Here is a 15,900-nt window from a genome sequence, read left to right on the forward strand (position 1 = left end):
ATATTTAGACTTTACGAATCTTTTTCCGGAATTTTTTGGGGGAACGTACTAAAGTATTTTTTTAAGGAACATGGTGATAAATTAAGGATTATTAAACCTCTAAAATTTATTAACATGAAGGGAATGTACTTTGGTGATTATGTACGTATAAATTCAGGCGGATGGCTTCAGGTTCATGATAATAACGGGGTGCTTAAGATTGGTTCCAGCTCAACGATAGGACATTTCAGTCATATATATGCTTATCGTGAAATTATTATTGGAGAAAGTGTTCTTATAGCTGATAAGGTCTATATTTCTGATTGCCTTCATGGATACACGAATGTTCAAGTGCCAATAATGCTTCAGGATTTGAAAGCGATTCAGAAGGTTTATATTGGAGATAATAGTTGGCTTGGAGAAAATGTAGTGGTTCTGGGCTCAAGAATTGGCAGGCATTGTATTATTGGTTCTAACAGTGTGGTAACTAAAGATATTCCGGATTATAGCATAGCAGTTGGAATACCAGCAAGAGTGATAAAGAGATATAATTTGGAACTTCAAATCTGGGAAAAAATTTAATTTATAAAGAGTATGGGAAAATTAGTTTTGATAACCGGCGGTGCTGGATTTATTGGTTCGAATTTGGCACTTAAGCTTCTTGCTAAAGGTTATAGAGTAAGGATTTTAGATAATTTGTCGCCTCAGATTCATGGTGCTAATCCTGAGGTTACGTCCTTCCTGTATGGAACAATAAAGAATAAATGTGAGTTCATACTCGGATCAGTTATTAATGACAAAGATATTGCGACCGCAATGAGTGGGGTGAACTATGTGATTCACTTAGCTGCAGAAACTGGAACAGGTCAGTCAATGTATCAGATTGCAAAGTATGTTGAAATAAATTCGATTGGCACAGCTAAATTGTTAGACTACATAGTTAATCACAAAAATGAAGTTGAGAAGTTTATTATTGCATCTTCAAGGTCTATCTACGGTGAAGGCAAATATTATTCTGCTGAGCTCGGGAAATTTGTTTTTCCTTTATCTAGGTCACCTCAGCAGTTAGAAGCCGGAGATTTTGATGTTAAATATAACGGGGTCAATTCTCCTTTGAGTCTTTGTGCAACTGATGAGGATTCAGCAATTAATACGGAATCATTATATGCTGTAACTAAATTTAATCAAGAGCAAATGGCTCTTACTGTTTGCAAGTCAATTGGGATCTCTTGTGTAGCATTTCGTTATCAAAATGTATATGGACCAGGCCAGTCGCTGATTAATCCTTACACTGGAATATTGGCAATATTCTCTTCACTAATAAATAGTGGGAGTACAATCAGAATATTTGAGGATGGATTAGAGAGTAGAGACTTTGTATATATTGACGATGTAACGGATGCTACTATTATGGGGATGGAAGCCAATATTTTTAATGAGGTGTTCAATATTGGGTATGGAGAGCCTATAAGCGTCATTAGGGTAGCTAATACATTAATGGACTGTTATAATAGAAAAACAGAGATGATTATTACTGGTGAATTCAGACTTGGTGACATACGGCACAACTATGCTGATATTACAAAAATCAAAAAGGTTCTTGGGTTTACTCCGAAAATCAATTTTGAGGAAGGAATCAGAAAATTTGCAAGTTGGGTAAAGATTCAAAGACCGGTAAGTTCCTCATCCGAAAGTTATGAAAGATCTCTTGAGGAACTGAGAGAAAAGGGATTAATGAAATAGGTATCTATGAGTGATAAGAACATCCTTTTTATTGGGCCGATATTTCACGACTATCATAAAAAAATTATACACCAATTAGAAGAATCAGGGTATATCGTTACGTTTGTACCTGATTTCTCTCGTGACATAGTTTACTTCTTTCTAAAGTCATTTTTCCCATTGTATCTCTCTAAGTACTGTATCAACAAGAGTAAAGATTTGCTCGGAGACATTAAAGTTGTGGAATTTGACAGGGTCTTTGTTGTAAAAGGAGAAGGATTCTCAAATTGTTTCTGGAAGGACCTGAGAACCAAATATAAGTTGGCTAAATTTTATTTGTATCAATGGGATTCCTTAGCTAATTATAGGTATGAAAATATTTTGCAATATTTTGATCATTGTTATTCTTTTGATAGTATTGATGTTATTCAACTAAATCAAGAGAAGTTAAAATATCTTCCATTATTCTATGATGACAGTCTTTCTTCTCAGCATCTGGATAAATCATATGATTATGATATTACATTTATTGGTGGTGTAACCCTAGAGCGATACTACTGGCTTACCGACTTCAAATATAAATGTGATAAGATAGGTTTGAATGTCCATCTGTTTATGTACCTTCCTTTCTTTACTTACATGAGTCTCGTAATAAGGGGTAAGGTTATTAATTTCAATAAGATCCATTTCAGACCAATTTCTTTACAACAGATTAAGGATATTTATTCCAGGACAAATACGATTATAGATATCCACAGTCCCAAACAAAGCGGACTAACCATGCGCACATTTGAAGCACTTGGTTCCGGCAAAAAGTTAATGACCACTAACTTCAATATAACGAAAGAGCCTTTTTTTAACACTGATTATATTTTCACATTCAAATTATTGGATGATATTAAGCCAAAAGAAATCATTGACTTTGTAAGAAGCAATAGGAATAGAATTAGTCTAGATCAATATAAGCTTAGCTCATGGCTGAATAACATATTTAATGTACCAGCTGAATCTTAAAAGGTTAATAATAAAAGTGTTAGTATTTCTCCTTGTCCTAAGCAGTGGAGGGATATTGCATATTGTGTTTGGTGCAATTCTCAGTCCTCTTTTTTATTTACTTCTCTGTGTATTGTATGTAAAATATAATCATGGATTTCATAGAGATTTATTGATCAGATTGGGAATTTCTCAGTTAATAGTAGGAGCATTCATGGCTCTCAATTGGATTATTGTGCCTTTTTACAATGACTTATGGTTTTATGTAAAGCTGTATCTCAGGATAACATCGGTGAATATTTTTCTTATGTACCTCTTGAATGAAAAAGAAGATATTCAAAGACATCTATTCGGAGTAATGAAATTCATATCGTGGCATGCAGTAATTAACTTTGTGCTTGCCCCTTTATTCATTCTGATAGCCTATCGCTATGAAAATGAAATTAATGTAAACACTTTACTCTTCATATTTAATTACGAATCTCTTATTACATTTGGGCCATTGGAATTGTTTAGGAATCAATCGTTTTTTTGGGAACCGGGAATTCTGCAGATTTACCTGAACATTTTGTTTTATCTTTCTGTTTTCGTATTCGACAGTAAGTTCTACCGCTGGCTTTCAGCATTGTTAATTATCTCAACATTTTCAACAACTGGGTTCATTATACTAGTTTTACAAATCTTATTCTTTTATTGGAAGTATTTATTTCACGGAAAGTCAGTATGGGGGCGATTGGTTTTATTATTGCTCATTCCTGTCATTTTTATTCTTGCTTATGAGAACGTGATGTTAAAGACAAAAGGAGATGGGGTGGCTTCATTTGATATGAGAACATATGACTTGCTGAATGCCGTAAACCTTATTAGGATTTTTCCCATGACAGGAATTGGTATGGATATGAATGTGTACAAAGAAATTCAGAGTGCCTATTTATCAAGCGATTTACCTGATTTCACCGTTAATGTTTTCGATATGATAGGGGAGCGTGGAAATACAAATTCTACCATTATGTTATTTGCTTCAACTGGGCTGATATTAGGTGGTATTTACTATGTCACGTTATTAAAGCAACATGTTTTTACAAAAAAAAAGGTTGTTGTGTTCCTAATTATTTTATTAGGAAACATGTCCGAACCGTTGCTTTTGGGAAATTTCTTTTTGTTATTTGTGTGTTCAACTTTTTACGGCCCAAAATTTTTTGAAAATAAGAATGAAAGTCTTGTATATTATCAATAACCTTTCAAAAGGTGGAGCCGAGTCGTTGCTTGTTGATTTTTTGAGAGAGGTAAGGCAGAACCAACAATTTGAGTTTGAATTGTTATTATTAGAGAACACTGGACATAGCTCAAATTTCGAAGTTCTGGCAGCTAATCATATCAAAGTTCATTATTTATCCGAAACTGGGATGTACAATTTTTTTTCGATTATGAAAAAAATGGTGCACTTTATAAAGAAAAGTGACTTTTCATGTGTTCACGCTCATTTATTTCCATCACTTTATTATCTGGCTTTTTTGAAATTACTGGGTTTTATCAAAATCCCTATTATCGTTACGGAGCATACAACCAAAACTAACCGAATGAATAAGCTGGTTTTTAGAATGCTGGATAAGGTTGTATATGGACAGTTTGAAAGGATAATTTGTGTTTCTTCATCGGTAATGCTCAAATTGTCGGATTATCTCAAATCCATTAAGAGTTTGTTGGTCATTTCTAATGGAGTAACAAGTTGGAATGAAATTGTAAAGACACCTATACGTAATGAGTTAAAAATTCTACCCAATAAAAAGCTTGTATTGATGACTGCAAGGTTTCAACCGGGGAAAGATCAGCTTACGGTAATAAAGGCACTTGGCTTATTATCAGACAAAGATATTTGTTTATTATTTGCCGGCGAGGGTCCCTTAAGAACGAAAGCAGAACTGTTGATTGAAGAACTTGGTTTAGAGGGTCAGGTCTTTTTTTTGGGCGTCAGGAAGGATGTCCGTTCAATCATGTCGCAAGTTGATCTAAATATCCTCTCTACCGAGTTCGAAGGTTTATCGGGTGTTACATTGGAAAATATGTATGCTGCAAAACCATTCTTAGGTACTAGAGTGCCTGGTGTTGAAGAGCTTGTAGGTGATGAAAATAGCTTGTTCACATATATGGATTTCATAGAATTGTCAAAACGTATGAAAGAATTTTTAACAAATGAACAGGCTATGCGTATTAATGTAGAACTTAATCTTAAAAAAGTTGCAGGATTTGGAATGAATAGTATGGTAAATGAACATTATAAAGTCTATGAAGAAGTTTGCGGAATTAGACAAAATTAACATATACCTATTTAAGTAAGAATCAAATTCAAATATGTAATGTGTAGAATTGTAGGATGGAAAAAAAAAGGACAGTACTATGATAATTCTGTTGATGATCAATTGATTTATAGTATGATTGGTTCATTAATTCATGGTGGACCTGATGGAGAAGGTGTTTATATTGATCACGATGAAGGAGTTGCGTTGGGGCATACAAGGCTTGCAGTTCTTGATCTATCAGATTGTGGACATCAGCCGATGAGCTGGGAAAATTGGGTTATAACATTCAATGGTGAGATTTATAACTTTCGCTCTATTAAGGACGAGCTCATTTCATTGGGATATACATTTAATTCCAATTCTGATACAGAAGTAGTGCTTAAGGCCTTCAATTGTTGGAATTTTGCGGCAATTGATAAGTTTAGAGGTATGTTTGCATTTGCATTATGGAATAAATTAACAAAGAAGTTAATTCTTTGTCGTGACAGAGTAGGTGTAAAACCACTCTACTATTATCATAAAGATGGATTGTTCATGTTCTCCTCAGAGCTGAAAGCATTTCATATGCATCCTGATTTTGACAAGGAGATTGACGTTTCGGGTTTGCCTTTTTATTTTAAAAAAGGATATTTTAATGAGAGCAGTTGTATCTATAAATATGTAAAAAAAGTTCCTCCGGCGTCTATTTTGGAGTTCGGCAAAGAAAGCAAGATTAAGATTTATAAATACTGGGATATTAATCAAGTCGCTGAGAATGCAGTGATAAAAGTAAAAAGTGAGCAAGAATGTATTAATGAACTTGAAATTAAAATGCAGGAAGCCTTCAATCTGAGAATGATTTCAGACGTTGAAGTGGGGGTTTTTTTAAGTGGTGGGATCGATTCATCAGTAGTTGCTGCACTTTTACAAAAGGACAGAGTTACACCAATAAGAACATTTACAATTGGGTTTGAAGATAAAAAGTATGATGAATCAGTGATAGCTGAAGAAATTGCACAACAACTTGGCACTAATCATACCAGTGTAATATGTACGGATGAGGACTTGAAAATAGCTCTTCCCGAATTGCCCTATATTTATGATGAGCCGTTTGGAGATATTTCAGCAATACCTACCATCCTTGTTTCTAAAATAGCAAGAAAAAATGTAAAAGTTGCCCTTTCAGGTGACGGTGGTGATGAGTTATTTGGGGGATATTCAAAGTATAAATTTATCTATCAGAATCGAGGTATACTAAATGTTCCAATAGGTGTACGAAAGATGTTGTATGATTTTTCAAAACATGTTGAACCTGGAGTGATTGAGAAAATTGCTTCTAAGTTAAGTTATAAAGGGTACTCGCAGATAGGAGATAAGTATCATAAGCTTAAAGAGACACTGCTTGCAAAAAACTTGGATGATTTGTTTGATCGATCATCATCATTTTGTAACGATCAATTGATTTCAGAATTTACTTCTCAGGAGATAAGTTCTATTATTTCTAAAAAACTTAATGGTAGTGAAGGTTTAATCAGTTATATGGGTCTGAAAGATATGGTCTCATATTTACCGGGAGATATATTAACTAAGGTTGACAGGGCTTCGATGAGTGTAGCTTTGGAAGCTCGGGAACCATTTCTTGATCATAAGCTGATCGAGTATAGTTTTACAATTCCTGACCATTTAAAAATTTCTAAAGAAGGGAAGAATAAATATCTTGTTAGAAGGGTGCTTGAAAAGTATGTAGATAGAGAATTAATTGATCGACCGAAACAGGGATTCTCCGTATCAATAAAAAATTGGTTGAAAACATACCTGAGACACGAAATTGAAGCAATGAGCTTTGATTATGAATTTTTTAGAGTATTTGGGCTTAATCAGAGTTTTTTTCAAAAACTTTTAACAGGTTTTTTTCAAGGTCAAGATGCTGTTAATGCACATTTCATTTGGTTTGTTTTTACCCTATATAAATGGCATAAACAATGGAAGTAGTAGGTGCAAAACGTGTATTGTTGATTGAAAATTTTTCCTCTGATTTTTTTAAAGCTAGATTACCACTTGCTAAATTTCTACAGAAGCAGGGCTACGAGGTTTTTGCTTTAGTTCCGAATGATGGTTACCTCGAGAACATCAAGGATGCAGGTATTCACGTTATAGGGTATGATCTTGATAGAAAGAATAAAGGAATACGTCAAATTATTAGGTTAACTAAGATTTACAAAATTGTTGCAGAAGAAAACAGTATAGATATTGTGCATTCATTTCGTTTTCAGCCCAACTTGTTAAATGTATTGGCTAATTTTTTTAATAGAAGAAGAGTGGTATTGCATGTGACTGGTCTGGGAATAGCATTTTCAAATTTTTCAGTATACTATTTGGCACTCCGGTTTATCAGTCAATTAATTTTCCAATTAAAATTGATAAGAGCCAATGCCTTGATTGTTCAGAATGAAGATGATAAAACTGAACTTTGGTTTAGTGGGTATTGGGAAAAAAAAATTTATTTAATAAATGGTAGTGGTGTTAATACTAGTATATTCGACCAATCTCTGTATGATAGAAAGTCATTAAGAAAAGAGTTTGGTATTTCAGAGCAAGATTTTATATTCATTTGTGTAACAAGACTAATATTGGAAAAAGGAATAGTTGAAATGACAACGGCCTTCCAGCAGTTAAACGACCTTAATCCTAATATTAAATTATGGATTGTGGGATGGGCTGATATTGACAACCCTCGGCATGTTCAGGAGTCCTACATAGAGAAATATAAAAACAGTCCAGCAGTGAAATTTTTAGGACGAAAGGACAATGTTAAGGAGTTGCTTGCAGCAGTTGATGGCTTTATCTACCCAAGTTATTATCGCGAAGGTATTCCGCGAGGTATTCTGGAAGCACTATCAATGGGTTTACCTATATTGACTACAGATACTCCAGGCTGTAAAACGACAGTAAGGGAAGATCAGAATGGTTATCTTTTCAAACCCCGTTCTTCAGAAGAAATAAAAAAACATGTGCTTAAATTGATAAGTAACCCAAAGCTTAAAGCGTTTGGCTTACAAAGTAGAGCAATGGCTAATTCTAAGTTTTCAGAAACCATTATTTTTTCACAAATCGAAATGTTGTATTCAAAATGAAAGTGCTTATAACTGGTGCGGCTGGTTTCATTGGTTTTCATACCGTTGAGTGTTATGCAAATCTAAACTATGAAGTAATAGGGATTGATAATATTAACGACTATTATCCGACTAGCTTAAAGTATGACAGATTAAGAGAAAGTGGAATAAATGAGTCAGATATTCACTACAATGCTTTAACTCAAAGCTCCAGATTGCCTAATTACAAGTTTATGAAAATGGACTTGGAAGATGCGGGTGGGATAATGCAGTTGTTTCAAACAGAGAAGTTTGATTTGGTAATTAATCTGGCTGCTCAGGCTGGAGTACGGTATAGCCTTGAAAATCCGAAAGCATATATTAATAGCAATATAGTTGGGTTTCTTAATATTCTGGAAGCTTGCCGGTATAATGGAGTGGTAAAGCTTATATATGCGAGCAGCTCTAGTGTTTATGGTATGAGTGATAAGGAATTATTATCGGTTGAAGATAGAACTGATCATCAAGTTAGCTTATATGCTGCGACTAAAAAATCAAATGAATTAATGGCTCATGTTTATAGTCATTTGTATGATCTAAAGACAATTGGACTCCGTTTTTTTACCGTTTACGGCCCATGGGGAAGACCCGATATGGCACCTTTTCTATTTGCTGATAGGATTATTAACAATCAACTTCTTCAGGTTTTTAATCATGGTGATATGCGTCGTGATTTTACTTTCATTGATGATATTGTCGAGGGTATTTTAAAGGTATCAGTAGCAGATATTAATGAAAAGTATAAATTATTCAATATCGGTAATAACTCACCGGTGAACTTAATGGATTTCATTAGTTGCCTTGAATCTGAATTAAATATCAGTGCAAGGTTGGAGATGCTCGGAATGCAACAAGGAGATGTTATTGCAACTTGGGCGGACACAACCGAATTGATTTCTGCTACAGGCTATTCGCCTAAAACTTCAATTCAGGATGGAGTGAAGTCTTTTGTAAAGTGGTATAAGGAATATTATAGAATAATTTAGTAATGATATCTAATAATAATTTTATGTTTGGACCTGGTAACTTACCAATAACAAATTTTATTTGCCCAAATTGTCTGAACCATGGTCTCAAAATTGTAAATAAGAAGTATTATTGCATTAATGCAGATTGTACAAATTCAGATAATGCATATCTGTCAGTTGATGGCAAACCTGTTTTAATTAATTTTACTTACTCATTGGTTAATGAAAACATTTTTGCAAATGAGGGAGGTGAGAGCAATGTAGTACGAACCAGCTCAAGACTTATTTTATCAATTCGAAAATTAATTAATGGCGTAAGTCCTATTACTAGGAAAAATATTTCTAGGCTTTGTGGGGAAATTGAAGTTTTGAAAGATCCTAAAATCTTGATTGTAGGAGGTGGAGAAATTGGTAGCGGAATTGCTGAGTTGTACAGTAAATTCTCAAATAATATAGTTTCTTTTGATATTTATAACTCTAAACATGTTGACTTTATCGCTGACGGTCATTTTATTCCGATAATTGATGCTGTTTTTGATGTTGTGATTATACAGGCAGTTTTAGAGCATGTTCTAATTCCGCATGATGTAGTTGCAGAAATACATCGTGTATTAAAGCCCAATGGGATTGTTTATGCTGAAACCCCTTTTATGCAGCAGGTACATGAGGGTCCGTATGATTTTACGAGATTTTCTGAATCTGGGCATAGGTATTTATTTAGGGATTTTCAATTGATTTCATCTGGCTACACTGCGGGTGCCGGATCTTCTTTATTGTGGTCGCTTGACTTTTTTTTCTCAGGAATTTTTCGAACAAGAAAAGCAGGAAAACTATTCAGATTTGTTTTTTTTTGGCTTAGAAAATTCGACATTTTAATACCTCAAAGTTTTAATATAGATGCTGCATCAGGTATTTATTTCTTCGGAAGAAAAAGTCATTCACAAATGCCGCAAAAACAAATCATTGATCACTATATGGGGAATCAGCGAACCAATTTTTAATACTTATTTGATTATATAACTAGCTAAATAGTTTTTTCTAATTACATTTAAAATAGTAATTCTTCCAATTAATTATATTCTCCAACATAATCGAATAATAATCTTGATAATGAATATAGCCTAGTTTATTACAGGCATTTTATTTATTTTGTCATGATGAATTTGTATTTGTGTATGTTTTCTTTGTCAAAAATATGCAGATAGACATAGCAAACTGAATGAAATTAGTATCTTTTCTCACGTTTAGAATTTAATGGAGTCGGCAATATCCGTAATTTTTATTCTTTCTATTTGTTTAAACATTGCATAAAATGAATAAGTATTGGTTGAAATTTTAAAAGCAGTTGGCATTTAAGTGAATAATTTTCTCGAAACGGAAATTTTTAAGAGAAGTTGTTAACGTTAGATGAAATATATTTTTGCCGCTTGTATTGATTATGAAATCGTTTACATATTGCTTGGGATTTTTCTTACATATAATTAAGCACATTGTTTTGTTTGGTCATCTGAATCAAACAAATCGATTTTAGATTTTTTTAGCCTGCTTGCCCCCCTCAAATATTGAAGCCCTTCAATGTATTTAATGAAAGTAATATTTATCCTCAGCCAAAATATAAAGAAAAGCAATCGATTACAGAAAGAGTAGTGTAGTACGCTTTAATGCTGAAACCTAGTTCCTATAATTAACTTTAAAAGATGAGCAAATTGTAAAAGTTAATTTGCTGCTGATTAGCTTTCCTATTTTTTAGGGTATAAGTCAAAAGAAATAATGCTTTTGAACAATACCAAATGATAATAGTGTGAAAAAATATATTTATTGATGGTTAAAAAAATTGTTATTACCGGTGCAAGTGGGTTTGTAGGACAAAATGCGCTCCATTTTTTTGAAGATTCTGGATATGAATGTATTTCTGTTTCACGCAAGTCTCATAAATTTTCGAATTCCCGGAATATTGGATATGATAATCTTGAATCTGTTCTTAAAACCGATTATTCAGTCTTAGCTATTATACATTCAGCTGGAAAAGCTCACGATATTAGAGAAAATTCAAATTCAGTCGAATATTATAGAGCTAATACCGTATTAACACAGCAAGTATTTGATGCTTTTTTACAATCAAATGCGTCAGTTTTTATATATTTAAGTTCTGTAAAGGCATTGGCAGATAAAGCAGATAGTATCTTAACTGAAGATATGCAACCTAAACCTTTTACGGATTATGGTAAATCTAAATTAGCGGCTGAAGAATATTTACAAAAACAAATATTGCCTTTTGGGAAACGGCTCTATATTTTGAGACCATCAATGATATATGGTCCTGGAAATAAGGGGAATTTGAATCTACTATATAAATTTGTTAACAAAGAAATTCCATGGCCATTAGGAGCTTTTGAAAATCAACGCTCATATTGCAGTATTGAAAACCTTTTATTCGTAGTAAATGAATTAATTGAACGTGACAGTATTCCTTCAGGCGTTTATCATGTTGCTGATGATATTTCTTTATCGACAAATGATTTAATTTCAATAATTGCAGAATCACTAAATCGAAAACCCAAAATATGGGAAATATCCAAATTTTTTATTCGATCAATTGCAAAATTCGGAAGTCTATTTAGGCTTCCTCTGAATGAAGAACGTTTACAAAAGCTAACTGAATCTTATGTGGTGAGCAATGCAAAAATCAAGTCAGCAATTGGCAAACCTTTTCCAGTAATTAGTAAAGATGGGTTATTAAAAACATTTAAATCTTTTCAATAAAAAATGGTACGTTTTTTCGACATAATTTTTTCTTTTATAGGGCTTTTAATTTTAAGCCCAGTTATTCTATTATTACTTGTAATCGGTTTTTTTGATACAGGTTCCCCTATATTTAAGCAAGAACGAATAGGCGTCAACAAAAAAGTTTTTAGACTTTTGAAATTTCGTTCTATGGATATTAACACCCAAGCAGTTGCCACACATTTGGTACAAGTAAGTGCGATTACTAGATGGGGCTCCTTTTTACGTAAGTCTAAGTTAGATGAGATACCTCAACTATTTAATGTACTAATAGGTGATATGAGTTTTGTTGGCCCAAGACCTAATTTATATAACCAAGTAGAATTAATAAAAGAGCGTGATATTAGAAATGTATATCGGGTTCGACCTGGAATTACAGGGTTGGCACAAATCAGTAAAATAGATATGTCAACCCCTGCATTGTTGGCTACCACTGATGCAAAAATGATTGCCGAATTTAGTCTGCTACAATACTTCAAATACATCTTCTTGACTCTATTAGGTAAGGGCTTTGGAGACAGGGTGGGAAAATAGCTCATTTTTATTTCATTTTATTGAATTCTTTCTTATCTTAGACATCCCCTTCTATCCCAATTAATTGTGTATGCTTAAACGTTATCGTTTAAAAAGGATTAAAAATTTATCCATAATACCAAGGTGGGTAATTTTCATTTTAGATATTCTAATCAGTTCCACTTGTTTTTTATTGGCATATTTAATTAGATCTGATTTTAATTTCAGTGTTTTTAATGAGTCTCAATTACTTATTAATTTACTTATTCTAATTGCATTTAATATTACTTTATTTACACTTTTTAAAGTATATGCAGGTATCATCAGATTCACTGGGCTGCAGGATACCTTCCGAATATTTTATGTAGTATTTTTTGCGAATGTGGGTTTTTATTTGTTGAATCTGTTTATGATTCAATGGTTTGAATTGAAGGTGATTTCTGCTTCGGTATTAGTCATCAATACCCTTTTATCTTTTGTTGCTTTAAGTTCTTATAGAGTTATAATTAAATATTTATTTTCATACATTACAACTATTAATGTAGACAAAAAAAGAGTAGCTATTTATGGGGCAGGTGATGTAGGTATTTCTACTAAAAGAGCTTTGGAGCATGATATGACGGCCAATATTCAAATGGTTTTATTTTTGGAGGATGACCAGCGTAAAGTGGGTAAGAATATTGATGGAATTAAAATCTGCTTATCTACCCAGTTAGAAGTTTTGTTGAAACAATATTCCATTGACGAATTAATCATTGCTACTAAAAAATTGCCTTCAAAGCGTAAAAATGAAATTGTTGATTTTTGTTTAGATAATAAAATCGAAGTATTTACAGTACCACCTTTAAAAAGTTGGATTAATGGGCAATTAAGTACTAAACAATTGCAGAATGTAAAAATTGAAGACTTATTAGAGAGAGAACAAATCAAAATTTACAATGAAATCTTGTTTAAACAGCTCAATAATAAAACAGTTTTGGTTACCGGTGCTGCGGGTTCTATTGGGAGTGAAATAGTACGCCAATTATTGCAATACAGACCCAAATACATTGTGTTAAATGATCATGCAGAAACCCCTTTGCACGATTTAAAATTAGAATTAGAGGAATTGGGCTGCAATTATTTTATCTTGGCTTTGGGTGATGTTCGAAATGAATTATTTGTTGAAAAAATATTCCAAAAACACCAACCTGATTTTGTATACCATGCAGCTGCCTACAAGCATGTGCCAATGATGGAAAATAGTCCATTAGAAGCAGTTAGTACAAATGTGGGCGGCACTAAATTATTAGCTGATTTATCCATAAAATATGGTGTAGAGCGTTTTGTTATGATTTCTACAGACAAAGCTGTGAATCCAACTAATGTAATGGGGGCATCAAAACGCATTGCAGAAATGTATGTACAGAGCTTGTACCAAAACCAGGAAATTTTATTTCAAGCAGGTCTAACTTTATCTAGAACTAAATTTATTACTACCCGTTTTGGAAATGTTTTGGGATCGAATGGGTCGGTAATTCCTCGGTTTAAGAAACAGATTGAAGCAGGTGGACCTGTTACTGTGACTCATCCCGATATTACACGTTATTTTATGACTATACCTGAAGCATGCCAACTTGTTTTAGAAGCGGGCTCTATGGGTAATGGTGGGGAGATATTTGTATTTGATATGGGGCAGCCAGTTAAAATAGCAGATTTGGCTCGTAAAATGATTAAACTCTCTGGTTTAGAGCCAGATGAGGATATTAAAATTGAATACAGTGGACTCCGTCCCGGTGAAAAATTATATGAAGAGCTTTTGAATAATGCAGAAAATACTTTGGCAACTTATCATGAAAAAATTCTTATTGCAAAGACTAGAACGTTGGAGTACGCTAGTTTATCATTACAGATTGATGCCCTGATTAATCCTGCAAAAATTCAGGCATCTGTAATTGAAATAGTAGCTGCTATGAAATCATTAGTGCCAGAATTTATCAGCAATAATTCTGAATTTGAAAAATTAGATTCCCCGATTGTCGTAAACATGAATAATGTGGGGTAATGCACATGAAATCATTTTTTATTTCTTTTTACATTTTTCTTTTTTTTAGTGGAAAATTAAATGCCCAAGGATACAATCTAGAACAATTAAATCTCAATTCTGCTAGAAATCAACAACTATTGATAAATAATGATTCCGGAGTTTCATTTTCAGTTCGATATAATACTATACTTGCTGGTGCAAAACCATCTTGGATAAAGCCATCTTTCTCAATACTTCCATTTATTTTAACCCAACAGGTAAACTCGCGTAATTCCTATGGATGGAATGATGCGTCTTTGATGCAGGTTAAGGGATATCAAGCATTTTTTAGACCAGGTGTAAATATCCGTTATGGAGTTTTTGAAGTCCAGGCTGCTCCAGAATTTTTGCTTGTTGGGGCAAATAAGTATACGAATGTACTTCTTGGTCAGTCCTCTATAAAGACTCATTTAGGACCATTATCAATAGGAGTCTCATCAGAAAATTTGTGGTGGGGTCCAGGTATTTATAGCTCATTATTAATGAGTAATAATTCGCCCGGTTTTAAACATGCATTTATTGGATCAAATAAACCAATTAAAACACCTATTGGTCGTTTTGAATTCAATATAATTGGAGCAAAACTTACTTCAGACAAAAATCTAACTTATGAAAATAATTACAATCAACTTAGGAATATAAATGATGATTGGCGCTACCTAAATGCTTATGTGATTAGTTGGCAGCCCAAATGGATAAAAGGGCTATTTCTGGGGATGACTCGATCACTTCAACAGTATGGTGAACAAGTACAATCCCAGTCTGCTGGATTTGTAAATAAATATCTACCCGTTCTTGGGTTGGCTTTGCAGAAGCAGAATAATCCGGGGGATGATACTTTATACAGAGATCAATTAGCCTCCTTTTTCCTTCGTTGGGTTTTGCCCAAATCAAATGCTGAAATTTATGTTGAATATGGAAAAAATGATTATGGAGTGAATATCAGGGACTATTTAATGGCACCATCTCATTCTTATGCTTATACCGTTGGTGTTAGAAAATTGCTTCCAAAGACAAAGGAGAATTATGTCCAATTGGAAGCTGAAATAACACAAATGAGTCAATCGCCGGATGCAATCGTAAGAAATGCAGGTAATTGGTATGTACATAGTCAAATATTTCAAGGATATACACACCAAAATCAGATACTAGGAGCTGGCGCTGGTTTTGGGGCGAATGTGCAAACAGTATCTGCTACTTGGATTAATGGAGATATTCGCAATGGATTTTTGATGCAAAGAGTGGAAAGAGATCCTGAAGGAAGGCTCAATAAATGGACAGACATAAGCATTGGTTGGATGCCCCAATGGAAATACAAAAATATGCTCTTGGGTGCTAAGGTTCAATTGATCCGCTCCAATAATTATAATTGGGAGAAAGGGAATCATAGTTTTAATCTGCATTCCCGTTTAATGATTCAATACAATTTCAAATAGTGAGAGGTA

Annotated in this window: 13 protein-coding genes; all 13 read left to right on the top strand. The window is 33.4% G+C overall.

Annotation, left to right across the window (positions count from 1 at the left end; translation table 11 throughout):
- The first annotated feature begins 114 nt into the window (after window positions 1-114).
- The 13 genes from F777_RS17195 (at window position 115) to F777_RS0105910 (ending at window position 15,891) form a co-directional block, all read left to right on the top strand.
- Window positions 115-561 (top strand): acyltransferase, encoded by a 447-nt coding sequence (locus tag F777_RS17195; RefSeq protein ID WP_152530867.1) that lies wholly within the window; start codon window positions 115-117, stop codon window positions 559-561.
- A 12-nt stretch (window positions 562-573) separates the two neighbouring features.
- Window positions 574-1,722: an NAD-dependent epimerase/dehydratase family protein gene (locus tag F777_RS0105850; protein ID WP_026751219.1), complete on the top strand. Its 1,149-nt coding sequence runs from the start codon at window positions 574-576 to the stop codon at window positions 1,720-1,722.
- 6 nt (window positions 1,723-1,728) lie between these two features.
- Complete coding sequence (locus F777_RS0105855; protein WP_026751220.1) at window positions 1,729-2,715, top strand: WaaS/CpsH family glycosyltransferase; 987 nt, start codon at window positions 1,729-1,731, stop codon at window positions 2,713-2,715.
- A 16-nt stretch (window positions 2,716-2,731) separates the two neighbouring features.
- Window positions 2,732-3,931, top strand: coding sequence for a hypothetical protein (locus tag F777_RS0105860; RefSeq protein WP_152530869.1), 1,200 nt, complete (start codon window positions 2,732-2,734; stop codon window positions 3,929-3,931).
- Complete coding sequence (locus F777_RS0105865; protein WP_026751222.1) at window positions 3,906-5,012, top strand: glycosyltransferase; 1,107 nt, start codon at window positions 3,906-3,908, stop codon at window positions 5,010-5,012. Before F777_RS0105860 ends, F777_RS0105865 begins: the two co-directional genes overlap by 26 nt.
- Before the next feature lie 39 nt (window positions 5,013-5,051).
- A complete protein-coding gene (gene asnB, locus F777_RS0105870) occupies window positions 5,052-6,965 on the top strand; it encodes an asparagine synthase (glutamine-hydrolyzing) (protein WP_026751223.1) in 1,914 nt (637 codons plus the stop codon).
- The gene (locus F777_RS0105875; RefSeq protein WP_026751224.1) at window positions 6,956-8,107 is read left to right on the top strand and encodes a glycosyltransferase family 4 protein; all 1,152 of its coding nucleotides are present in this window, start codon (window positions 6,956-6,958) and stop codon (window positions 8,105-8,107) included. The genes asnB and F777_RS0105875 overlap by 10 nt, the downstream gene beginning before the upstream one ends.
- Window positions 8,104-9,111 carry an NAD-dependent epimerase/dehydratase family protein gene (locus F777_RS0105880; RefSeq protein ID WP_026751225.1) on the top strand — a complete coding sequence of 336 codons (1,008 nt, stop codon included), beginning with the start codon at window positions 8,104-8,106 and terminating at the stop codon, window positions 9,109-9,111. The genes F777_RS0105875 and F777_RS0105880 overlap by 4 nt, the downstream gene beginning before the upstream one ends.
- A 2-nt stretch (window positions 9,112-9,113) precedes the next feature.
- Window positions 9,114-10,094, top strand: a complete 981-nt coding sequence (locus tag F777_RS15900) for a class I SAM-dependent methyltransferase (protein ID WP_051408463.1) — start codon at window positions 9,114-9,116, stop codon at window positions 10,092-10,094.
- Window positions 10,095-10,914: 820 nt separating this feature from the next.
- Entirely contained in the window at window positions 10,915-11,856 is a 942-nt protein-coding gene (locus tag F777_RS0105895) for an NAD-dependent epimerase/dehydratase family protein (RefSeq protein WP_037369163.1), read from the top strand.
- Between the two features lie 3 nt (window positions 11,857-11,859).
- Window positions 11,860-12,411 carry a sugar transferase gene (locus F777_RS0105900; RefSeq protein ID WP_026751227.1) on the top strand — a complete coding sequence of 184 codons (552 nt, stop codon included), beginning with the start codon at window positions 11,860-11,862 and terminating at the stop codon, window positions 12,409-12,411.
- Window positions 12,412-12,481: 70 nt separating this feature from the next.
- A complete protein-coding gene (locus F777_RS15905; RefSeq protein WP_051408464.1) occupies window positions 12,482-14,434 on the top strand; it encodes a polysaccharide biosynthesis protein in 1,953 nt (650 codons plus the stop codon).
- 5 nt (window positions 14,435-14,439) lie between these two features.
- The gene (locus F777_RS0105910) at window positions 14,440-15,891 is read left to right on the top strand and encodes a capsule assembly Wzi family protein (protein WP_161631489.1); all 1,452 of its coding nucleotides are present in this window, start codon (window positions 14,440-14,442) and stop codon (window positions 15,889-15,891) included.
- Window positions 15,892-15,900 lie beyond the last annotated feature (9 nt).

The sequence above is a fragment of the Sediminibacterium sp. C3 genome, assembly GCF_000508085.1.
Taxonomy (GTDB): Bacteria; Bacteroidota; Bacteroidia; order Chitinophagales; family Chitinophagaceae; genus Sediminibacterium.